Genomic DNA, 20,711 nt, shown 5'->3' on the forward strand with positions numbered 1-20,711 from the left:
GCAATGAGCCTCTAGCTGAGTGCAACGCCTGGACCGGTGGGGGCCGCTATGGACATTCATCGATGAATCTGGCTATCGTCCCACAGATCAATTCGCGTTCCCGGAGGTTTTTCTTTGGCTGCTCATACCAGAAAGGCGGTTTGGCGAGCCATCTCCGGCCTCGCTGTCCCTCTTTTTGTGGCCGGGTCCCTCAATTTCGCTGCCCAGCTCGGAATCATCGCCATTCTGGGGTATATGGGGGGCGAGGCAATTTATGTGCGTTCCCTGTATCAGCCTGTCAGCCTCATCGTCCTCGCCCTGACTGTGGGGTTCGCGGTCTGCGGCCAGGTCGCCGCCGCGATCAGCAAGGGGGCCGGGCGCCCCCAGGACGTCATGTCGAACGTCGCCAGCCTGGCAAGGGTATGGCTCGGGCTCGGCGCGGCCCTGTTCCTGGTCCTCGCGGTCGCGGCTCCGTCCCTCCCCGGTCTCCTTCATGTGGACGCCGCGCTGCGGGACACGTTCGCCTCGTTCCTGCGCTGGACCAGCGCCGCCGGTCTGCTGGCCGTCGGGGCGGAGTTGTGCGCGGCCGGCCTGCGCGGTTACGGGTATGTGCGGCACGCCACCGTCCTGGTCATCTGGACGGCCGGCGTGCGGATCGGCCTCGTGGCCGGCCTCGGGCTCGGCGCCGGCAGCGGCATCGCGGCGGTGCCCATCGCCGAGGCGGCGGCGGGTCTGACCGGCCTGGCCATGGGCCTGGCGCTGCTGCGCCGCACCGAGCTGTGGCATCCGCCGGCCGCCCGGATCTGGCGGCGCGAGGTGTTCACCGACCTGCGCCGCATCGGTGTGCCCATCGCCCTGTCCTTCTTCGTGCTCGCGGCGTACAACTTCGCGGTCATCGGCGTCCTCGGGAGCTACGGGGAGAACGCCGTGGCCGGGTTCACGGTCGCTTCCACGCTGCAGAACATCGTGCTGCTGCCGGGCATGGTCCTGGGCACAGCCACGGCGATCACCATCAACCAGCAACGCGGCGCGGGCGAATGGCGGCGCGTCCGTGCGTCGATGCGCGGTGGCATCGAGGTCACCGTCGTGACCTATGTGGTGATCGCGGCGCTGGTGTGGGCACTGCACGACCCGCTGGCGCGGCTGATGGGCGGCGACGCAGGGGTGGCCGCGGCCGCGGGCGGTTACCTGGGCGCCGTGGCGCTCACCTACACCGTCCAGGGGCCCGTGCTCGCCGCACTGACCGTCATGGAGGAGACCGGTGGCGGCTTCCTGGCCATCGTGCTCAACGCCGTCTACTTCGGCCTGATCGTCGCGGTCGGCGCGGTGGCGGCACACGCCGCCGGCAGCGCGGACGGCTTCTACGCCGCGGTGGCGTACTGCAACCTGATCGGCGTGACGGTGCCGATCATCGCCGTGCGACACGTACGGAGACTGTCGGTCAGGGGCGGCGTCGCGCAGGAGGTTGTCGCGACCGGCTGACGCTCTGCGCCGCCTGCGGGTCGTCGTCCCGCCCCTCTCAGCCGACTGCTGCGAGCCGGTCCAGTGTGCGCTTCAGAGCCGACTCGCCGCGCGTGAACGCCTGCCGCGGATCCACCCCTCCCGGCCCCTGCCACCGCAGGTGCACGGCGATCGCCCCCTTCCGCACGGCGACCGCCACGTGAGCATAGGAGTCGCGATAGCCGGACGCGGCGGTCGCCTCCGGATGGCGGGCGGCGAACCGCTCGATCTCTCCCGTCCACCCCCCGTGCCGGAAGGCCGTGACCGACGGCGTGACGCCCCTCGCCTCGGTCTCCTCGCTGTGGACGAATCCCGGATCGGAATAGGCGCAGGGATCCGGCGCCGAGGAGCCCGTCCCGTCATGCAGCCAGCCCCTCCGCACCTGCTCGGCCTGCTGCTCGTCACGGGCCACGGACACCATCTCGTGCACGGCGACCTCCCCCAGCAGCGAGCGCTCCACGGACGGCACGAACCCGGGCACCTGCTCTCTGGACGACGAGGTGCCGCAGGACATGTCGTTGCTCATCGGCGGCCCATCCCCGTTCTCCCGGTACTGGCGCGGCCTGCCAGGCTGCGGCCAGACCTGCACGCGCTCGCCGTACGCGCCGGGATCGGGCAGGGCGCGGACCGCCCGGGTCAGCCGGTCCTGAGGGCGCGGCGCGGTCACGGCGCCGTCGGCCACGGCCAGCACGGACTCCGAGACCTTCAGCCCCGTCCCGGCCCACCCGGAGTCAGGGGACCCGAAGCCGCCACCGAGGTGCCACCCCAGCTCGACGACCCACGCGCCCTGGTGCACCACCAGTTGTCCCGTGGTGAACGGCTTGTAGAAGAACGGGTCGTCGGTATCGCTGCCGGCCCGCCCGCTGGTGATGACCTGCGTGCCCGACCAGCCGCCACGCTCGAAGGCGGACACGGCCGTCTCCGCGTCCATCCCCTCGCCCAGGGTGCCGCTCGCCGTGCCCGCGCAGCCGCGAGCCGTCCCTGCGGCCTGGGCCACCAGGCGGGCCGCTCGCGACGCGTCCGGCATCAGCATGAACCGCGCGTGGACGGGCGGGTCGGTCTTCAGCCGAGCGACCAGGACGGGGAACGCCTGCGGCTCGGCGGGCGCCCGGGTGTCGATCGTGCCCAGGCACAACTGGAAGACATCACCCACCGCGGGATACGGGCTCTCCCCGCGCAGCTCGAACGCGCGCAGCCGGTGCGCCACCTCCTCGACCGAGCGGGCGGGCTCGGTGACCCGCGGTAGCTCCACCGGGGCACCGCACCCGGCCAGGACCAGCAGCACGAGGACGAGCAGGATCCGGCTCACAAGAGTCAGACGGAGCCCGGCGCCGGAAGGTTCAGCGCCGATCGGCGCGGTCGTGCGCCGCCGCCTGGAGCCTCGCCGAGCCCCATATCTCCGTATCATGGGGACATGTCTGCTGGGCCTTCGGAACAACCTGTCCGCCGTGACGAGTGGCGCGTCTCGCATGACGAGCGCGAAGCAGTGGTAGAACGGCTGAACACGGCGGCGGCCGAGGGCCGGATCGACCTCGGCGAGCTGGACGTGCGGCTGGGGCTGGCGCTGAACGCCAAGACGTACGCGGATCTGGCTCCTCTCACCGCCGATCTGCCGCCGGACGTCCCGGTGAACCAGGAACCGCTGGTCCTCAAGGGCGGCATGCACGGTCTGACACGTTCCGGCCGCTGGGACGTGCCCGGGCGCATCACCGTGTACGGCGGCATGGGCGCCGTCAAGCTCGACTTCACCGAAACCGAATGCCGGCTGCCCGAGATCCAGATCGAGGCACAGGGACAGATGGCCGGCATCACGATCATCATCCCGGACGGCTGGGCCGCGGAGACCTCCCGCATGGACGGGGGCATCGGTGGTTTCAAGGACAAGACCACGCCGCAACGCCTGCCCAGGACGCCGCTGATCCGCCTCTCCGGCTCAGGAGGCGCGGGAGGTGTGGTCATCCGGCACCCCAACAGCTGGGAACGCCGGAAGCAGCGGCGCCTTCAAGGGCGTTGAGACCTCCTGTGATCTGACGCACCGCGGCGGGCCGCCCTGGCCGGATGCGGTGTGCGCTCGCCGGGCTCCCCGGCCGGGCAGCCCGGTCGCGCTTCGTCGCCACCCACGACAGGCGAGCATCTGGTTGTTCGCTACAACCATGTGGTTGTATGGTCGAACCATGGCGGATGATCGCGAACTCCAGGAGGCCGTGGCCCGGTTCGTGCGGGCCTTCGGTCTCCACCAGCCGGACCAGACCCCGTGCGGGCAGCCCATCCCGACCTCGGAGGCGCATGCCCTGGGGGAGCTGGCCAGGGACGGCGCGTTGCGCCAGAGCGAGCTCGCGCACCGGCTGCGGCTGGAGAAGAGCACCACCAGCCGGCTGGTCACGCAGCTCATCAACCGTGGCTGGGCCCAGCGCACCCCCGCGCCCGATGACGGGCGCGGCGTGCTGGTCGAACTCACCTCGCACGGAGTGAAGGCCGCCGCCCGTCTGGCCGAGGCCAGAGCTGAGCGGTTCTCCGCCGTTCTGAACCGTGTTCCCGAGGGGGAGCGTGCCGACGTGCTGCGCGCCCTGACCATCCTCACGGAGGCCATCGATGAAACTTGAGAATCGACGCGTCCAGGCGCTCCTCGCCGCGCTCGCCCTGGTCGTCGCCGCCGCGACGGCGTACGTGCTCATCAGCCGGAACGAGCGGCAGGCGGCGGACGCCCGGCTGACCGAGATCGCGGCCAAGAGCCGGACGGTGATGCCGTTCGACCTGGAGCGCACCACGCACCGCTTCGCCAAGGCCGCCACCGGCGGCGTGCAGACCGTCACCTCCGACGACCCGGCCGACGCCGAACAGGTCGCTCTGATCCGCGAGCACCTGACCGCCGAGGCGACGGCTTTCAGTGAGGGCGACTACGGCGACCCCGCCTCCATCCACGGCGGCGAGATGCCCGGCCTGCGCGAGCTAGAGGCGGGCCATGACCGGATCGGCATCCGCTACGCGGAGGCTGCCGCGGGGGCCCAGATCACCTACACCACCTCCGACCCGGCACTCCTCAAGGCGCTGCACGCCTGGTTCGATGCCCAGGTCACCGACCACGGGCGGCACGCCGAACACGGATGACCTCTCCCTCCAATTCTCCACGCATACCTAACCCCGGTACAGTTTCAGCTCGCGATGCGCGCCTGCAACGACGACCCAAGGAGACGTCCATGCCCGACACCGGCCCAGCGGAGCTACGACCACGTGAGGTGCGGGGGCTCGGCCTCCGGTTACGTGAGTGGACGGACGAGGACCTGCCGGTCATGGTGCAGCTCTTCGACGATCCAGAGATGGATCGCTGGACCCCGCTCCGCTCTCCCTTCGACGTGGCCGCCGCCACGGCATACCTGGCCAGAGCCCACCAGACCATGGCGGAGAGGCGCGGCATCCATCTGGCCATCACCGCCGAGGACGATCGGCCACGCGGAGAGGTCCTCATCCGCCCTACGGGAAACCCGGGCGAAGGAGAGATCGCCTACGGAATCGGCCCCCAGTACCGGCGGCAGGGCCTGGCCAAGCGGGCAGTCGAGCTGATGACTCGCCACGGCTTCCAGCACTGGGGCATGACCCGGATCCTTCTCCGCATCGAACCCGCGAACGAAGGCAGCCAGGCAGTCGCCGCCTCCGCGGGATTCCACCTGACCGGCGACGCCCCGGTCATCCGGCAGCGCAGAGAAGGCCCCTTCACGCTGCTCACCTGGGAGCGCACCAGATGAACGGCCCAGGTCGCGGGCCGGCGCGCGGCGGGTGGCAGCCAGCGGGCCAGTGCCAGCATGACGGCGGACGCGAAGGCCGAGAGCTCCGCGGGGGACAGGCGGAGAAACACGGTTTCCGTCATGTTGATCACCGTGGCGGAGAGACTCCGTCCGGACAACGGCCTCAATGCGGAGAGTGATGCGCGACCTCGGTATGACCTCTCACGCCCGGTCTGCGACCGGGGTCGTACGGCCCGGCAGCCCTAGCGATCAGCTCGGGGGCAGGGCGGGGGCAGGGCGGGGTGCAGCAGCTCCCTGCGCCTGATCATCAGTTGCGAGTGCTCGGCCAGCAACTGGCGGTGGCGCGCCTTCAGGTACGCCCCCGTCTCGCGCACCCACCGCACCAGATCCTTCACCTCGGCCCTGGTCTTCTCGATGCGCTGATGCTTGAGCACATCGCTGATGATGTTGTCGAAGAACGCGTCCACGAACCACCGCGTGTCCACCTTCGGCATCACCGGCCGGGCGGCGATTCCGGTGTCGGCCAGCTCGCGGGCGAAGACGTCCAAGGCTCGCTGGGCATGCCAGGCGGCCTTGTCGGCGCTGGTCAGCCTGTCGTGCTCGAAGGCGTCGGCGATCAGGCCGCCGCCGAGCACGTCGAAGGTGGAGGCGTCCCTGGCGGAGCCGAGAAAGCGCAGCACGACGCCGAGCGCCTCGTGCGCGCCCTGCCCCGCCTGGCGGGCCTCCTCGCACTCGCGCAGGTCCGCGCTCAACCGGTCGAGCGCGGCGCCGAGGTCGGCCAGCTCGCGCGCACCAGGGCCGCCGCCCCGGATGAGCTGCTGCTCCTTCTCGGCCAGCAGCCGGGCATACTCCCGGGACGCGGGGTCGAGCACGGCGAGCTCGGCGGCGGCCGCCGCCGCGTCGGCTTCGAGCTGCGCCAGCCGGGCCCGGTGACCGTCCACGCGTTGCCTGGCCACCACCGCCTCGGCGCGCTCGCGCTCCATCCGCTCCTCACGGTTGCCCAGCAGGCGGGCCAGGACGGCGGACAGCCCGCCCTCCAGCCGGGCGACGTCACGCTCCTCCTTGGCCAGCTCGGCCTCCAGCTCCTCCAAGGTGCTGCGGACGTCCTCGATCTGTTGCGCGGTGGTCTCACGCAGGCGCCGGACGTGCTCGGCGCGGTGCATTCTGGCGGCCGCCTCGCGCAGCCGATCGTCAAGCCCGGAGAAGAGGGTCACGCAATGACGACGAACGGGCCGGACCGGACGTTCCGGCGCGGCAGGCGCGCACGAGCGGCGGGCGGTCGCGCGAAGGTCACGGAAGGGCGCAAGGCGGAAATGTGCGGCATTTCCTGGGCCGAGCCAGTAAAGTGCCGATCAGACGGCTCCTGGGTGTGCTTCCTTCTCTTTCCTTTCCAGAATGAACAGCGTGCCCGCTCTCCGTCACGAGCAGGCCGCGCGGATTCTCCCGCGCGGCCTTCGACGATTTCCGGGGGTGTGGTGAACGGTTCCGGTGAGGTTCTGCTGCGACGCCGCAGGCTGGTCGCGCCCGGTTTGCTGGCCACCGGCCGCCGCCTGCCGCTGCCGGTCGGCAAGCTGCCCAGGAGGCTCGGCATGGTGCCGGCGGACGTGCCGTCGGGGGTCGCGGCGCTGGAGTTCGAGCTGCTGCAGCTCGGGTTCGTGGTGTCCGGGGAGCTGTACAGGGAGCTGTGCGGGCTGAGCGTGACGGACCTGACGATCGTGGGACGGCGGCTGCTGCACGGCCTGCGCGAGGAGCTGGGAGTCAACGACTCCCACGTCCCCCTGTTCCGGAAATTTCCGGAAAGCGTGCCTGCCGACACGACGAACTTCTACGTACGCCGCGTCTTCGCCCTGCTCCTCCAGAACCCACAGCGGCCCTGCGTGCTGTGCGGCGAGTCCGGCGTCGTGCACCCGGTCTCGCCATGCGCGCACCTCGTGTGCCGCACCTGCTGGGACGGCTCCGACTTCAGCGCCTGCCCGATCTGCCACCGCCGCATCGACCCAGACGACCCCTTCCTCGTCCCGTCGGAGCGCGAGATCACACCGACCAGGGACGCGGTGACGACCACCGTCCTGCTGCGGCTGTGCGCCGACCCGTCCGGCACGTGCCGCGAGCTGGCCGCGGAGCTGCTGGCGCGGCGCACGCCGATGCCGCCGCACGAGCGCGCCGACCTGGAGCGGCTGCTGGAGGATCAGTGGCCGCGGTCGCTCTCGTGGCTGGCAGAGCCGATCCCGGTCAAGGAGACGCTCGCCGCCGTGGTGGCGTGGGCGCTGCGCAAGGGCGCGGACCACGAGCTGCTCGACCGGCACACCGGCACCGCGACCGACGTGCTGCGCGTGCTGTACGCGCTGATGGACGCCGATCCAGGGTTGCGGGTCGCGCCCGAGCGCCGCCGGTCGCTGCCCAGGGCGGTGCGGCGGGCGGTGCTGGCGCGCCTGGACGCGCTGCCGTACCTGCTCGAAGACCTGCTGCGGTACCGCGAGCAGTGGAAGCACCTGGCCGAGGTGCTGCACCCGCACGAGCACCAGGCGCGCTTCCCCGAGGCGGCGCTGGCGTTCGCCGCGCTGCGCGGCACCCGGCTCGACCCCGCCACACCCTTCGGCCGCGCTCTGCTCGCCCGCGCCGACGGGCATCGTGACGTGGAGGTGCGGGACGGGCGGGTGCGGGTGCGGACGTTCGCGAGCCGGGTGGAGCAGGCGCTCGCCGAAGGACGTCACGCCGAGGCCACCGCCCTGCTGAGCCGCCGCCCCGGGGAGCTGTTGCGCCGGTTGTCCCATGTGCTGCGCCTGACGTACGCGCCCGTCCCGTCAGGGCCGCCGCCGGTGCGGGTGATGGCGGGGACGGGGCAGAGGGTGAAGACCGGCGCCGCCCCGATGACGCCCGCCGTCGCGCCGGGGGAAGTCGCGCCACTGGGAGCACCCGGCGAGGCCTGGCCGCATGGCGAACACGGGTCTCCGGCGGCGCGCGGCGAGGCCGGGTTGCCGGAGGCGGCCGGGGTGGATCCGCTGGGTGTGCTGGAGAAGGCCGTGCGCGGCGTCGCGCCCGGGGTGCTGCTGGCCGTGCTCGGGCAGGTCAGGACACCGCCCGGCGGGGCGCGGCTGTTCCTGCCCAGGGGTGGCGCCGCACGCATGTGGACGGTCCCCGACAACCGGCCGGCGCTGCCCGACGAGGTGGTGCTGACCGCCGAACGCGTCCTGACCGAAGAGCTGCTGCGCCGGGCAGGCGAGCTGCCGTCGCTGCGCCGGGCGCTGCTGGACGAGGGGCTCGCCGACCTGGTCGCGCCCACGTCCGAACGGGCGGCGAGCGCGGCCCTGGTCCGGCTCGTCAGGGGCAGCGTCCAGCCCATCCCCAAGGCCGACCAGCTCCGCTTCTTCCTGCACTGGGCCGAGCCGCCGGGCACCCGGGTGGACCTGGACCTCTCGGTGGCCGTCTACGACGACGGCTGGAGGTTCGCGGGCCTGTGCGACTACACCCGGCTGCGGCTGGGCAACAGCCTCACCCACTCCGGCGACCTGACCTCGGCCCCCGTGCCGCTCGGCGCGTCCGAGTTCATCGACGTGAACGTGCGCAACCTGCGGGCCCGCTATCTGGTGCCGGTCGTGTTCAGCTACAACGACGTGCCGTTCGACGAGCTCGTCCGCGGCTTCGCCGGCTTCATGGAGCGCCCGCGGGGCCTGTTCGACCCGGTGGCGGTGCGCCAGCGGTTCAATCTGGCGGGCACGGCGAAGATCCTGGTGCCGCTGGTGGCCGACCTCTGGACGCGGACGATGCGCTGGGCCGACCTCAACCTGTCGGCCGCCGGCTACGGCCACAACGTGGCGGGCAGCGCCGACGAGCTGGCCGCGCTGGGCGGGGCGCTGGAGAGCGCGTTCGAGCACCGGGTGACGATGTGGGAGGTCGGGTGCTGGCACGCCGCCGCCCGTGCCGCCGACGTCGTGGTGCGCCGCCGCGACGGCTCCCTGACCCGGTACGAGCGCCGTCCGGACGAGGGCGTGCCGGACTTCGCGGCCCGGCTCGCCGCCCGCGCCGACGCCCCCGCGTTCGACGGCCCGCTGGACGAGGTGGAGCTGGCCGCGCTGGTGTCGGGCGACGTCGAGCTGCCGGGGGCGCAGGCGTACGCGCTGTACCCGTACGCCCTCGGCGAGGCCCGCCTGCTGGACGCGGCCGACCTGCTGTCCGGCCTGACCCCGGGCTCCTGAGAGCAGGCGGATCGTCAGCGCGCCCGGCCCGCACCCCGTCGCCGCGTGCTCACTACCGGCGATCGGTGCGACCGGCCAGCCAGCGCGCCATCGCGCGGACGCCGTGGCCGATCGCCCGCTCATCCGGGGAGAAGGCGCCGAAGTGCGGAAAACTCGTCTCGGCGGGGGCTCCGGGTGCGCGGACGCCGAGGAACGTGTACGTGCCGGGGAGCAGATCCAGGAACAGCCCGAAATCCTCCCCGCTGAACGGGACGGCGGCATGCAGCGTGTGCACCCGGTCGCGCCCTGCGTCCTGCCGGAGGAATCGCTCGATCTGCCGGCCTTCCCGTTCGGGGCAGATCATGGCGGGGAACGGGTCGTCCGGGAACACCGCGGTCGCGCCGTGCGCCTGGGCGAGCCGGCCGACGTCCGCACGGACCTGCACGTACCGCTCTTCCGGCCAGCAGCGGTAGGACACCTGGACCTCGGCCTGACCTCCGGCGTCCGACGCCTGGGCCAGCATGAAGACGAACGTGCTCAGCGGGCCGTCCGGGGTCTGCACGTCGGCCATGAGCTGTTCGAGCTGCTCGGGAGTGGCCGGAGGGGACACCGTGCCGAGCGCGCCGAGATCGGTTTCGAGTCGCCGCGCCCGCTCCATCGCGTCGGGACCGGTGAGCGTGATGACGCCGTGGTCCTGGCCGGGATACCCGTACCCGGGCGTGACGGCGAACTCGCCGACCGGGTAGGGGCCGCAGTGCAGGGCATGGATCTCCACCGGCCGGACGCGGGCGAACACGCCGTCGCCGAGCATCGCCGCGGCGCCGGAGAGCGACTCCTCGGCGGGCTGGAAGACGAACATCACCGCGCCGGCGAGCCGGTCGCGCAGGCACGCCAGCACCTCCGCCACCCCCACGCCCACGGCCGTGTGCACGTCGTGCCCGCACAAGTGGGCGACTTGCCCGTCTCCTCCCCACTGGTCACCCGGCGGCACCGCGTCCATGTCCGCGCGATAGGCCACCGTACGGCCGTGACGGGCGCCTTCGAGCACCCCGACCACCCCGTGCCCGCCGACGCCCGTGGTGACGTCGAGACCGGCCGCGCGCAGCCGCCGCGCGACCACCGCGGCGGTCCGCCGTTCCTGCCCCGGGAGCTCGGGGTTGCGGTGCAGGTCACGGCGTAACGCGATCAGGTCCCTGTCGAGCCGAGACGCGACGGCGTCCACCGGATCCCCTTTTCCTGGCACGTCATGGGCCTGCGCCGCCCAGGCCGGCCCCAGTCCGCCTCCCGCCACGCCGGCCATGCCGGCCATGGCGCCACCCAGTACGGCGCGCCGGCTGACGGCGCGGTTCGCTGAACTCGGCACGGCTCCTCCAGCCATCCGAGGAAGTCTGTCGACACCGACCATGCCGCACTGGCCGGCGGGGCGCATTGCAGCCCACCCGCCCATCGGTGGTGGGGTGTTCCCTACCTTGTGGCGCTCGTGCAGTGAGATTGACGTACGTAACTATAAATGTCTAATGTCTGAGAAGTCTCTGTTGACCCTGTGAGCGCAGAGGAAGGGTGCTGATGACCACGCCGCCCCAGGACACCGACCCCGGCCGTGACCTCACCCACGACTTCGACCCCCGCGCGCCCGAGACCTTCACCAGCGCCCACGAGCACTACAAGGAGCTGCGCTCGTCGTGCCCGGTCGCGCACAGCACGACCTACGACGGCGGGTTCTGGGCGCTGTTCCGCTACGAGGACGTCAAGCGCGTCCTCGACGGCCGCGACCTGTTCACCACGTCGGTGCAGAACACGGTGCCGAGGTTCGCGTTCACGGGCCGCCGCCCGCCGTTGCACTTCGACCCGCCGGAGCACACGGCCTACCGCCGGGTCATCAACCGCTTCTTCACCCGCGACAGGATGAGCGCCCTGGAGCCGCGCGTGCGCGAGTGCGCCGTGCGGCTGCTGCGGCCTCTGGTCGAGGCCGGCGAGGGGGACGTCTCGGTCGCCTACGCGCAGAAGTTCCCGGCGCATGTGTTCGCGGCGTTCTTCAATCTGCCGAACCATCTGGCAGAGCTGATCAAGGAGATCAGCGCCTCATATGTAGCAGCTATTCAGCTTGTCGACACAGATAGCGTCGTACGTCTGAGCCGCCGCCTGTACGAGATCGCGCAGGCGGTGATCGACGAGCGGCGCGCGCACCCGCTGGACCCGCGTCACGACCTCACCAGCGCCCTCATGACGGCCGAGTACGAGGGTGAGCCGCTGCCGCCCGACATGGTGCTGGGCTGCGTCCGGCAGTTGCTGGTGACCGGGATGGTGGCGCCCAGCGTGTTCATCGGCAACATGTTCGTGCACCTGAGCGGCGATCCGGCCCTCGCCGGCCTGCTGCGCGCCGACCCGTCCCGCATCCCCGCGGCGGTCGAGGAGTTCCTGCGGCTGTACGGTCCTTACCGGGGCATGGCCAGGACGGCGCGGCAGGACGTGGTGTTCGGCGGCAGGCTGATCAAGGCGGGCGAGCCGATCGCGCTGGTGTACACCTCCGCCAACCGCGACGAGCGGATCTTCCCCGACGGTGAGACGTTCCGGTTCGACCGCCCGAACCTGGCCAGGCACCTGGCCTTCGGCGGCGGCGTGCACACCTGCCCCGGCGCGCCGCTGGCCCGCATGATGCTGGTCACGACGCTGGAGGAGGCGCTGGCGCGGACGTCGGCGTTCGAGGTGAGCGGCGAGATCAGGATGGCGAGCTGGGCCGAGTGGGGCACCAACTCCGTGCCGATGCGCTTCACGGCGGCGGCCCGATGACGGAGCTTCCCGGCCCCGACCCCCACCCCGACGCCGGCCTTGACCCCGGCGACGATTTCGATCCCGACGAGGCCGGCTCGCCCGAGGAGAGCCTGGAGGCGTACGCCCGGCTGCGGGCCTCCTGCCCCGTGGCCCGCAGCGGCAGGTACGGCGGCTTCTGGGCGCTGACCCGCTACGCCGACGTGGCCGCCGCCGCGGGTGACCCCGTGACGTTCATCTCCAGCGTCCGGGCCGTCGTGCCCAGCGACCCGCGCGGCCTGCGCCGCCCGCCGCTCAACTACGACGCGCCCGCCCACACGCCGTACCGCAGGGCTCTGGACCGCACCCTCCAGCGGGCCAGGGTCGCCCGCCTGGAGCCGCGGCTGCGCGAGCATGCCGCACGCGAGCTGACCCCGCTCCTGGAACGCGGCGGCGGCGACGTCGCGCAGGAGTTCGGCGCCCAGTTCCCCGCCTGGGTCACCACCGAGTGGCTGAACCTCGATCCGGAACTCGCCCCCGAGCTGGCCGTCACCGCCGCGCGCTGGGTGCGGGCCTGGCGTTCCCTGGACCGGGACGTGGTCAACGAGACCAGCGAGCGCATGTACGCCATGGCCCGCGACCTGGTCCGCGACCGGCGCCTGCGCCCGCGTCCGGTCGAGGAGGACCCGGCCAGCTCGCTGCTGGCCGAACGCCCGGAAGGGCGGCCCCTGGAGGAGGAGCACATCGTCGGCGCGCTGCGGCAGTGCCTGGTCGTGGGCATGGTCGCGCCGCCCATCCTGCTCGGCTCCATCTGCGTGCACCTGTCGCGGCATCAGGAGCTGCAGGCCGAGCTGCGCGCCCGCCCCGAGCTGCTGCCTGCCGCGCTGGAGGAGTTCCTGCGGCTGTACACGCCCTACCGGGGCTTCGCCCGCACCGTCAGCGGGGAGATCGAGTTGCACGGGCGGCTGGTCCGCCCAGGCGAGCCGGTGACGCTCGTCTACGCCTCGGCCAACCGGGACGCCGCGGTCTTCCCCGACCCGGACACGTTCGACCTGGGACGCCCCAACATCGCCGCGCACCTGGCCTTCGGCCGCGGCAGGCACGCCTGCGCGGGCATGCCGCTGGCCCGGCTGTCGATGCGGATCGCGCTGGAGGAGCTGCTGCGGCGCGCGTCGGCGATCGAGGTGAGCGGGCCGATCGAGAGCGCGCGCATGCCCGAGATCGGCGCGGTCTCGGTTCCGGTACGGCTGCGGCCCGCCTGAGAACGCACGACGAATCGATTGCATGGGTATGCGGAAGCGTAATGCTTATACTCCTACAGTGACTGACGGCGCGTGGGCCGACGCGGGTGACGTCGATCTTCCCCGCTTCCAGGCGGGCGCGCCCCCGCAACACCTGATCACGACGCTGCTGGGCGACTACTGGATCAGCCGGTCCGAGCAGTTGCCGTCGGCGGCGCTGGTGCGGCTGGCAGGGGAGTTCGGCGTGTCCGCCGTGGCCGCCAGGGCCGCGCTGTCGCGGCTGGCCCGCAGGGAGCTGCTGGAGTCGTCCAAAGTGGGGCGGCGCACCTACTACCGGCTGACCGATCGGGCCGCCGACGTGCTGGAGGACGGACGGAAGCGGATCATGTCCTTCGGCCTGGCCCAGGGCGCCTGGGACGGCACGTGGGTGGTGGCCGCGTTCTCCGTCTCCGAGGAGCAGCGCGACCTGCGTCACGCGCTGCGCTCCCGGCTGCGCTGGCTCGGCTTCGCCCCGCTGTACGACGGCTTGTGGGTCTCGCCCACCGCCGAGGCCGATGCCGCGGCCGCGGTGCTCACGGAGCTGGGGGTGCCCGTCGCCACCGTGTTCCTGGCCCGCGCGCTGGACCTTCCCGGCTTCCGGGCGCCGCAGGAGGCGTGGGACTTCGACCAGCTCCGCCGTACCTACGAGGACTTCGCGGCGCAGTACGCGCCGCTGCTGACCCGCGTGCGCAACGGCACCGTGGGCGCGTCGGAGGCCCTGGTGGCGCGTACGGGGATCATGGACACCTGGCGCACGTTCCCCAACCACGACCCCGACCTGCCCGCCGAGCTGCTGCCCGGCGGCTGGCCCAGGAGCGCGGCCAGGGACGTGTTCGTCGAGATCTACGACACCCTCGGCCCGCTCGCCGAGTTCCGCGTCAAGCAGATCGTCGGCGAGTTCGAGCCGGCCCTGGCCGAGCTGGTGGCGCACCACCGCACCGGCCTGCCGCTCGCCCCTCGCTGATCTCCCCGGCCACGCGCCGCCTCCCTTTCGCACCGCGACCCCTTGACATGAGTGCAGTCGTAGATGTGACATTTAAACCGTCGATCGCAACCAAACCTGCATCATTGGCGGGTCGCGGGAGGACCATCATGAGATTGCCAAGGATCACCCGCGCGGCCACTGCGGCCCTGACCCTCACCACCGCCGTGGCCTGCGGTGGAACCGGCGGCGACCCGGCCGGAGCGGCCGGCGGAACAGCCCTGTCCGGCCGCCTACCCGAGGCCATCAAGGAGGCGGGCGTCATCCGATTCGCCGGGGATTCCCACCCGCCCTACCGGATCGTCGCCGACGACGGCAAGACCGTCACCGGCATCGACAAGGAGCTGCAGGACGCCCTCGGCAAGGTCCTGGGCGTCCGCACCGAGATCTCGATCGTCAACGGCCTGCCCGCCGCGCTGTCCGGCATGCTGGCCTCCCGCTACGACGCCTTCAACGGCCCCGTCAAGGACACCGCCGAGCGCGAGAAGCAGTTCGACGCCATCGTCTGGATGGTCAGCCGCACCTCGTACCTCATCCCCAAGTCCGGCTCCGCCGCCGTCGCAAGCTCCGCAGACCTGTGCGGCAAGCGCGTCGCCGGGACGGCGGGCAGCGTCGTGGAGGACCAGGCCAAGCGCCTCAGCGAGTGGTGCGCCCAGCAGGGCAAGGCCGCGCTGACCTTCATCGGCCTGGCCGACACCAACGGCACCATCCTGGCCGCCAAGTCGGGCCGCGCGGACGCCGCCGGCATGACCGAGAGCGCCGCGATCGACGCGATGGCCAAGGAGAAGGACGCCTTCACGTACGTGACGCAGACCGACGAGCAGGGGGCGGGCATCGACCAGCTCGCCCTGCTCGTGCCCAAGGCCGGCGGGCTGGGGCCGGTCATGCTGGAGGCGTTCAAGGAGATCTTCAAGAACGGCGAGTACCAGCGGATCGTGGACAAGTACGGCCTGAAGAACGTGGCCGTGGACGAGCCGAAGCTGAACACCGCGGCGGCCCAATGAGCAGGCCCGCCGACGTGAGCGGACTCGCCGATGTGCGCGGGCCTGCCGAGGTGGGCGGGCTCGCCGACGTGGCCGCCGCCCGCCCGCGGGTGCGCCCGCTGCGCTGGCTGGCCGGAGCCGTCCTGCTCGTGCTCGCCGCCCAGCTCGGCTGGTTCCTCCTCACCAACCCGCGCTTCGAGTGGCCGGTCGTCGCCGAGTACCTGCTCGACCCGCACATCCTCGCGGGGCTCGGCATGTCGCTGCTGCTCACCGTCATCGCCATGACACTGGGCAGCGGACTGGGCGTGCTGCTCGCGGCCGGGCGGCTCGGCGGATTCAAGCCGGTCGCCTGGGCGTGCGGCGTCTACGTGGCGGTGTTCCGCGGCATCCCGCCGCTGGTCCAGCTCATCTTCTGGTTCAACCTCGGCTACCTGCTGCCGCGCGTCTCGCTCGGCGTCCCGTTCGGGCCGACCTTCGCCTCGTGGCCGACCAACGCCGTGATCAGCTCCCTGACCGCCGCCGTACTCGGGCTCACGCTGCACGAGGCGGCGTACATGGCCGAGATCGTCAGGGCCGGGATCCTCGCCGTGGACGGCGGCCAGCGCGACGCGGCCCGCGCCATGGGCTTCACCACGCGCCAGAGCTTCCTGAAGGTCGTGCTGCCGCAGGCCATGCGGGTGATCATCCCGCCGACCGGCAGCCAGTTCATCAGCCTGCTCAAGGGCACCTCGCTGGTCAGCGTGATCGCCATGGCCGACCTGCTCTACTCCGTGCAGGTGATCTACAACAGGACCTACCAGATCGTGCCGCTGCTCATCGTCGCCTGCGCCTGGTACCTGGCCGTGGTGACCGTCCTGTCGCTCGGGCAGCGGCGCCTGGAGCGGCACTACGGAAGGGGGCAGCGATGAGCCCGGTGCTGCGCGTCCACGACGTGCGCAAGCGCTTCGGCGACCAGGCGGCGCTCGACGGGGTCACCCTGGACGTGCACGAGGGCGAGGTCGTCACGGTGATCGGCCCGTCGGGGTCGGGCAAGTCCACCCTGGTCCGCTGCGTCCACCAGCTCGAAGGCATCGACGGCGGCGCCCTGTACCTGGACGGCGAGCTGCTCGGCTACGAGCACCATCGCGGCCACCTGCGCCCCCTGCCGGACCGGCGGGTCGCGGCCCAGCGCGGCCGCATGGGCATGGTCTTCCAGCAGTTCAACCTGTTCGCGCACTGGAGCGTGCTGCGCAACCTCACCGAGGCGCAGGTCGCCGTGCACGGCCGCGCGCCCGAGCAGGCGCGCGAGGAGGCGCTGCGGCTGCTGGAGCGGGTGGGGCTGGCGGGCAAGGCGGAGGCCTACCCCCGGCAGTTGTCCGGCGGGCAGCAGCAGCGGGTCGCGATCGCCCGCGCCCTGGCCACCGAGCCGCAGATCATGCTGTTCGACGAGCCGACCAGCGCGCTGGACCCCGAGCTGGTGGACGAGGTGCTGAGCGTCGTCCGCGACCTGGCCGCAGGAGGCATGACCATGATCATTGTGACGCACGAGATGGCGTTCGCCCGAGAGGTGGCCGACCGCTGCGTCTTCATGGAGCACGGGCGCGTCGCCGAGACCGGCACGCCCGAGGAGATCTTCGACCGGCCCGGGTCACCGCGCCTGCGCGCGTTCCTGTCGCGGTTCTCGCAGGAGCGGCTGCTTGAGGAGGAGAACGCCCGATGATCACTGTGATGTCCGTCGGCGACCTGGTCGTGGACGAGCCGGACCCCGCCTCGTTCTTCGCCCCCGCCGCGCAGACCCTGCGGCGCGGCGACGTCGTGATCGGCCACGTGGAAGTGCCGCACAGCACCTCCACAGCCCAGGTCAGTACCGACGTCCCCGCGCCGCCCGCCGACCCGGCCGCGCTCACCGCCATCGCCGGGGCGGGCTTCCACGTCGTGACCCTCGCGGGCAACCACGTCTACGACGCCGGCGACCAGGGCGTGGCCGACACGATCAAGTACGCGGCCGAGGCTGGGCTGGTCACCACGGGCGCGGGCCTGACCCTGGACGAGGCCCGCAGGCCCGCCCTGGTCGAGCGCGGCGGGCTGCGCGTCGGCGTGCTCAGCTACAACTGCGTCGGCCCGCGCGAGTCGTGGGCCACCTCCCGCAAGCCCGGCTGCGCCTACCTCAAGGTCCTCACCCACTACGAGCTCGACCACGCCAGCCCCGGCGGCCCGCCCGCCGTCTACACCTTCGCCGACCCCGCCCACCTGGAGCGCATGGCCGCCGACGTCGAAGCGCTGGCGGTCGAGGCGGACGTCGTGCTGGTCTCGCTGCACAAGGGCGTCGGCCACACCCCTGCCGCGCTGGCCATGTACGAAAGGCCCGTCGCCCGCGCCGCGATCGACGCCGGCGCGCACGCCGTGTTCGCCCACCACGCGCACATCATGCGCGGCATCGAGCTGTACCGGGGCCGCCCGATCTACCACGGTCTGGGAAACTTCGTCACCGTCACCCACGCCCTGACGCCGGCGCTCGGCGACGCGGGGGAGCGGGCCGACTGGGCGCGCCGCCGCAAGGAGCTGTACGGTTTCGCCCCCGATCCCGGCATGCCGTTCTACCCTTTCCATCCCGAGAGCAGGAACACCGCCGTCGCCGTCTGCCGCTTCGACCGCGACGGGCTCGTCTCGGCCGGGTTCGTGCCGTGCTGGATCGACGACGCCGGCCGTCCCACACCGCTCGGCGACTGCGGGGAAGGGCGGCGGGTGGCCGCGTACATCGAGGACATCACCCGCCGGGCGGGCCTGGCGGCGGAGTTCGGCTGGGAGGGCGGCGAGGTGGTGCTGCGTGGCTGAGGGACCGCTGACCGGGCGCACGGTGATCGACCTGACGACCGCGCTGGCCGGGCCGTACGCCACGCTGCTGCTGGCGGGGCTCGGCGCCCGCGTCATCAAGGTGGAGAACCCGCTGACCGGCGGCGACAGCTCGCGCGGCAACTCGCCGTACGTCGGCGCGGACGGCCTCACCACGCTCCGCCGCGAGCCGGACGACATGTCGGTGTCGATGCTGCTGCGCGGACGCGGCAAGCACGGCGTCACCCTCAACCTCAAGCATCCGAAGGCCCGCGACCTGCTGGCGGGGCTGGTGCGCAACGCCGACGTCCTGGTCGACAACTACAGCGCGGGCGTCACGGAACGGCTCGGTATCGGCCACGACTGGGCGTCCGCGATCAACCCCCGCATCGTGTGCACCTCCATCAGCGGCTTCGGCGCGCAGGGCGGGCCCGGCTCGGGCAAGGCGATGGACACCATCGTTCAGGCGCTCAGCGGCGTGATGATGACCGCTGGCGCGCCCGGCGAGCCGCCCGTCCGGTTCGGACTGCCCGTCGGCGACCTGGTCGCGCCGCTCTACGCGGTGATCGGCACGCTGGCCGCCGTCCTCCAGGCCGACGCCACCGGACGCGGGCAGCACGTGGACGTCTCCATGCTGGGCGCGCTCACCTCGCTGGTCGCCTGCGAGCCGTTCGACGCCTACGAACGGCTCGGCCTGCCCGCCCGCACCGGCACCACCGTGCCCAGGCTGGCGCCGTTCGGCACGTTCCCGGCGGCGGACGGCTGGTTCGCGCTGTGCGGGCCGACCGACGCCTTCGCCCACGGCCTGTTCGCCGCCATGGACCGGCCGGGACTCGCCGGCGATCCGCGCTTCGCCACCCGCGACGCCCGCGTGGCGGGCGCCGACCGGCTGCACGCGATGGTCGCGGACTGGGCCGCCGACCGGCCGCTCGCCGAGGTCCTCGGCCTCCTCGCCCGGCACGGGGTGCCCGCGGCGGAGGTCCGCGACCCCGTCGCGGCCGTACGCGACCCGCTCGTGCTCGAACGGGCTGAGGTGGTGCCGCTGGAGCATCCGCGTCACGGGGACGTGGCGGGGCTGGTGGGGACCGGCGTGCCGATCCGCTTCTCGGCCGCCGAGGCCGCGCTCGACGGGCCCGCGCCTGGGCTGGGGGAGCACAATGCCGAGATCTACGGCGGGTTGCTCGGTTACACCGACGAGGAGCTGAAGGGGCTGGTCGAGGACGGGGTGATCTGACGTGGTCGCGGCCTTGGCGGCCCTTGAGGACGCCTTCGCCCGGTCCTCACGTGGGCAGGGCCCCATCGACGGCCCCGCCAGCGGCCCCGTGATCGGATACGTCGGCGCGGACGTGCCTGTCGAGCTGCTGACCGCCGCGGGGTTCCACGCCGTGCGCCTCACCGGCGACCCCGGCGCGGACTCCGTCCTGGGCGATCGTTACCTGGGCCGTGGCGTGGACCCCATGGCGCGCTCGATCCTCACCCGGCTCCTGAACGGCGCGTACGGCGAGCTCGACCGGGTCGTCGTCGGCCACGACTGCGAGGCGTCCCTGCGGCTGTTCTACGCGCTGCGCGAGCTGCGCCGCGTCGAGCCGGGCGCGGGCGTGCCCGAGCCGTACCTGGTGGACATCCTGCACCTGCCGCACCGCACCACCGCCCGCTACAACCACCGCCGGATCGGCGAGTTCGCCGCCCGGCTGGCCGCCTGGACCGGCCGCCCCCCAGCGCTCGCAGCCCCGGATCTCGCCGAACCGGACCTCGCTGCCTCGCGCCTCGCCGTCGCGATCGCGGCGCACGACGAGCGCCGCCGGCTGCTGGCGGCGGTGGCCGGGTTGCGCCGCAGCTCGCCCGCCCGGCTGACCGGCGCCCAGTTCCTGGCCGCGGCCAACGCCCCGCTTCCGCCGGCCGAGCACGTCAGGCTGCTGCGCGAGCTGCTCGCCCAGGCCGACGGGCTGCCGGAACGGCACGGGCGGCGGGTGTTCCTGAGCGGCTCCGACCACGACACGGCACACGTCTACCGGGCGATCGAGGCCGACGGCCACGTCATCGTCGGCGAGGACCACTCCTTCGGCGACCCCCAGGCCGAGCGGCTCGTCGGGGGCGGCGGCCTGGACGCGCTCGCCGAGCACTACCACGAGTACGGCCCCACCGCCCACCGCGCCACCACCGCCGAGCGCGCCGCCCACGCGGCCGTGGCGGCGCGCCGCTGCGGGGCCGAGCTGTTCGTCGCCTACGCCAGGACCGGTGACGACGCGCCCGCCTGGGACTTCCCGGCACAGCGGGCTGCGCTCGACATCCCCGCCGTGCTGCTCGACCGGCAGGACTACGGGCACGCCGACCTCGCCGCCCTGCACAAGGCCGATCTGGCCGCCCCGCGCGAGGAGGACGCATGAGCGGATGTCCCGGTCCGGCCAGGTCCCACGAGGAGGACGCATGAGCGGATGCCCCGGTCCGGCCAGGTCGCACGAGGAGGACGCATGAGCGGATGTCCCGGTCCGGCCAGGTCGCACGAGGAG

18 protein-coding genes are annotated in these 20,711 nt (G+C 72.5%); 15 read left to right on the forward strand and 3 right to left on the reverse strand.

Features of this window, described 5'->3' with window-relative positions:
* Nucleotides 1-177: 177 nt before the first annotated feature.
* Nucleotides 178-1,461, forward strand: coding sequence for an MATE family efflux transporter (locus FXF51_RS40090; protein ID WP_187414828.1), 1,284 nt, complete (start codon nucleotides 178-180; stop codon nucleotides 1,459-1,461).
* A gap of 37 nt (nucleotides 1,462-1,498) precedes the next feature.
* Here FXF51_RS40090 and FXF51_RS40095 read toward each other — a convergent pair whose 3' ends face one another.
* Nucleotides 1,499-2,788: a hypothetical protein gene (locus FXF51_RS40095; RefSeq protein ID WP_148439998.1), complete on the reverse strand. Its 1,290-nt coding sequence runs from the start codon at nucleotides 2,786-2,788 to the stop codon at nucleotides 1,499-1,501.
* A gap of 105 nt (nucleotides 2,789-2,893) precedes the next feature.
* On the opposite strand from FXF51_RS40095, the gene FXF51_RS40100 reads away from it, so the two are divergent.
* The 4 genes from FXF51_RS40100 to FXF51_RS40115 all read left to right on the forward strand — a co-directional run bounded on the left by FXF51_RS40100 (nucleotide 2,894) and on the right by FXF51_RS40115 (nucleotide 5,222).
* Nucleotides 2,894-3,493: a DUF1707 domain-containing protein gene (locus FXF51_RS40100; RefSeq protein ID WP_148439999.1), complete on the forward strand. Its 600-nt coding sequence runs from the start codon at nucleotides 2,894-2,896 to the stop codon at nucleotides 3,491-3,493.
* Nucleotides 3,494-3,653: 160 nt separating this feature from the next.
* Nucleotides 3,654-4,082 (forward strand): MarR family winged helix-turn-helix transcriptional regulator, encoded by a 429-nt coding sequence (locus FXF51_RS40105; protein ID WP_148440000.1) that lies wholly within the window; start codon nucleotides 3,654-3,656, stop codon nucleotides 4,080-4,082.
* The gene (locus tag FXF51_RS40110) at nucleotides 4,072-4,587 is read left to right on the forward strand and encodes a hypothetical protein (protein ID WP_222871659.1); all 516 of its coding nucleotides are present in this window, start codon (nucleotides 4,072-4,074) and stop codon (nucleotides 4,585-4,587) included. Before FXF51_RS40105 ends, FXF51_RS40110 begins: the two co-directional genes overlap by 11 nt.
* Nucleotides 4,588-4,676: 89 nt before the next feature.
* Nucleotides 4,677-5,222 (forward strand): GNAT family N-acetyltransferase, encoded by a 546-nt coding sequence (locus FXF51_RS40115; RefSeq protein WP_148440001.1) that lies wholly within the window; start codon nucleotides 4,677-4,679, stop codon nucleotides 5,220-5,222.
* A gap of 242 nt (nucleotides 5,223-5,464) precedes the next feature.
* Here the strand turns inward: FXF51_RS40115 and FXF51_RS61220 are convergent, their stop codons facing one another.
* Nucleotides 5,465-6,436, reverse strand: coding sequence for a hypothetical protein (locus FXF51_RS61220; protein WP_187414829.1), 972 nt, complete (start codon nucleotides 6,434-6,436; stop codon nucleotides 5,465-5,467).
* Between the two features lie 261 nt (nucleotides 6,437-6,697).
* Here FXF51_RS61220 and FXF51_RS40125 point away from each other — a divergent pair, with 261 nt between their 5' ends.
* Complete coding sequence (locus FXF51_RS40125; protein ID WP_187414830.1) at nucleotides 6,698-9,418, forward strand: RING finger family 4 domain-containing protein; 2,721 nt, start codon at nucleotides 6,698-6,700, stop codon at nucleotides 9,416-9,418.
* Nucleotides 9,419-9,470: 52 nt separating this feature from the next.
* Here the strand turns inward: FXF51_RS40125 and FXF51_RS40130 are convergent, their stop codons facing one another.
* The gene (locus tag FXF51_RS40130) at nucleotides 9,471-10,760 is read right to left on the reverse strand and encodes a M20 family metallopeptidase (RefSeq protein ID WP_222871660.1); all 1,290 of its coding nucleotides are present in this window, start codon (nucleotides 10,758-10,760) and stop codon (nucleotides 9,471-9,473) included.
* Between the two features lie 203 nt (nucleotides 10,761-10,963).
* Between FXF51_RS40130 and FXF51_RS40135 the strand changes: the two genes are divergently transcribed.
* The 9 genes from FXF51_RS40135 to FXF51_RS40175 all read left to right on the forward strand — a co-directional run bounded on the left by FXF51_RS40135 (nucleotide 10,964) and on the right by FXF51_RS40175 (nucleotide 20,588).
* Nucleotides 10,964-12,187 carry a cytochrome P450 gene (locus FXF51_RS40135; protein ID WP_148440005.1) on the forward strand — a complete coding sequence of 408 codons (1,224 nt, stop codon included), beginning with the start codon at nucleotides 10,964-10,966 and terminating at the stop codon, nucleotides 12,185-12,187.
* Complete coding sequence (locus FXF51_RS40140) at nucleotides 12,184-13,407, forward strand: cytochrome P450 (RefSeq protein ID WP_148440006.1); 1,224 nt, start codon at nucleotides 12,184-12,186, stop codon at nucleotides 13,405-13,407. The genes FXF51_RS40135 and FXF51_RS40140 overlap by 4 nt, the downstream gene beginning before the upstream one ends.
* Nucleotides 13,408-13,465: 58 nt before the next feature.
* Nucleotides 13,466-14,389 (forward strand): PaaX family transcriptional regulator C-terminal domain-containing protein, encoded by a 924-nt coding sequence (locus FXF51_RS40145; protein WP_148440007.1) that lies wholly within the window; start codon nucleotides 13,466-13,468, stop codon nucleotides 14,387-14,389.
* Between the two features lie 128 nt (nucleotides 14,390-14,517).
* Nucleotides 14,518-15,411 (forward strand): transporter substrate-binding domain-containing protein, encoded by an 894-nt coding sequence (locus FXF51_RS40150; RefSeq protein ID WP_262380132.1) that lies wholly within the window; start codon nucleotides 14,518-14,520, stop codon nucleotides 15,409-15,411.
* 14 nt (nucleotides 15,412-15,425) lie between these two features.
* Nucleotides 15,426-16,298, forward strand: a complete 873-nt coding sequence (locus FXF51_RS40155) for an amino acid ABC transporter permease (protein WP_262380133.1) — start codon at nucleotides 15,426-15,428, stop codon at nucleotides 16,296-16,298.
* Entirely contained in the window at nucleotides 16,295-17,089 is a 795-nt protein-coding gene (locus FXF51_RS40160) for an amino acid ABC transporter ATP-binding protein (protein ID WP_262380134.1), read from the forward strand. The genes FXF51_RS40155 and FXF51_RS40160 overlap by 4 nt, the downstream gene beginning before the upstream one ends.
* A complete protein-coding gene (locus FXF51_RS40165) occupies nucleotides 17,086-18,204 on the forward strand; it encodes a CapA family protein (protein WP_148440009.1) in 1,119 nt (372 codons plus the stop codon). Before FXF51_RS40160 ends, FXF51_RS40165 begins: the two co-directional genes overlap by 4 nt.
* Nucleotides 18,197-19,435 carry a CaiB/BaiF CoA transferase family protein gene (locus tag FXF51_RS40170; protein WP_148440010.1) on the forward strand — a complete coding sequence of 413 codons (1,239 nt, stop codon included), beginning with the start codon at nucleotides 18,197-18,199 and terminating at the stop codon, nucleotides 19,433-19,435. Before FXF51_RS40165 ends, FXF51_RS40170 begins: the two co-directional genes overlap by 8 nt.
* 1 nt (nucleotide 19,436) lies before the next feature.
* The gene (locus tag FXF51_RS40175) at nucleotides 19,437-20,588 is read left to right on the forward strand and encodes a 2-hydroxyacyl-CoA dehydratase family protein (RefSeq protein WP_148440011.1); all 1,152 of its coding nucleotides are present in this window, start codon (nucleotides 19,437-19,439) and stop codon (nucleotides 20,586-20,588) included.
* Nucleotides 20,589-20,711: the final 123 nt, after the last annotated feature.

It is taken from the genome of Nonomuraea sp. PA05 (assembly GCF_008086045.1).
Lineage (GTDB): Bacteria > Actinomycetota > Actinomycetes > Streptosporangiales > Streptosporangiaceae > Nonomuraea > Nonomuraea monospora.

Excerpts from the sequence above, each read along its gene's own strand:
- FXF51_RS40160 (WP_262380134.1), top strand. The coding sequence starts at position 16,295 with ATGAGCCCGGTGCTGCGCGTCCACGACGTGCGCAAGCGCTTCGGCGAC.
- FXF51_RS40140 (WP_148440006.1), top strand. The coding sequence starts at position 12,184 with ATGACGGAGCTTCCCGGCCCCGACCCCCACCCCGACGCCGGCCTTGAC.
- FXF51_RS40110 (WP_222871659.1), top strand. The coding sequence starts at position 4,072 with ATGAAACTTGAGAATCGACGCGTCCAGGCGCTCCTCGCCGCGCTCGCC.
- FXF51_RS40150 (WP_262380132.1), top strand. The coding sequence starts at position 14,518 with ATGAGATTGCCAAGGATCACCCGCGCGGCCACTGCGGCCCTGACCCTC.
- FXF51_RS40135 (WP_148440005.1), top strand. The coding sequence starts at position 10,964 with ATGACCACGCCGCCCCAGGACACCGACCCCGGCCGTGACCTCACCCAC.
- FXF51_RS40115 (WP_148440001.1), top strand. The coding sequence starts at position 4,677 with ATGCCCGACACCGGCCCAGCGGAGCTACGACCACGTGAGGTGCGGGGG.
- FXF51_RS40105 (WP_148440000.1), top strand. The coding sequence starts at position 3,654 with ATGGCGGATGATCGCGAACTCCAGGAGGCCGTGGCCCGGTTCGTGCGG.
- FXF51_RS40165 (WP_148440009.1), top strand. The coding sequence starts at position 17,086 with ATGATCACTGTGATGTCCGTCGGCGACCTGGTCGTGGACGAGCCGGAC.
- FXF51_RS40100 (WP_148439999.1), top strand. The coding sequence starts at position 2,894 with ATGTCTGCTGGGCCTTCGGAACAACCTGTCCGCCGTGACGAGTGGCGC.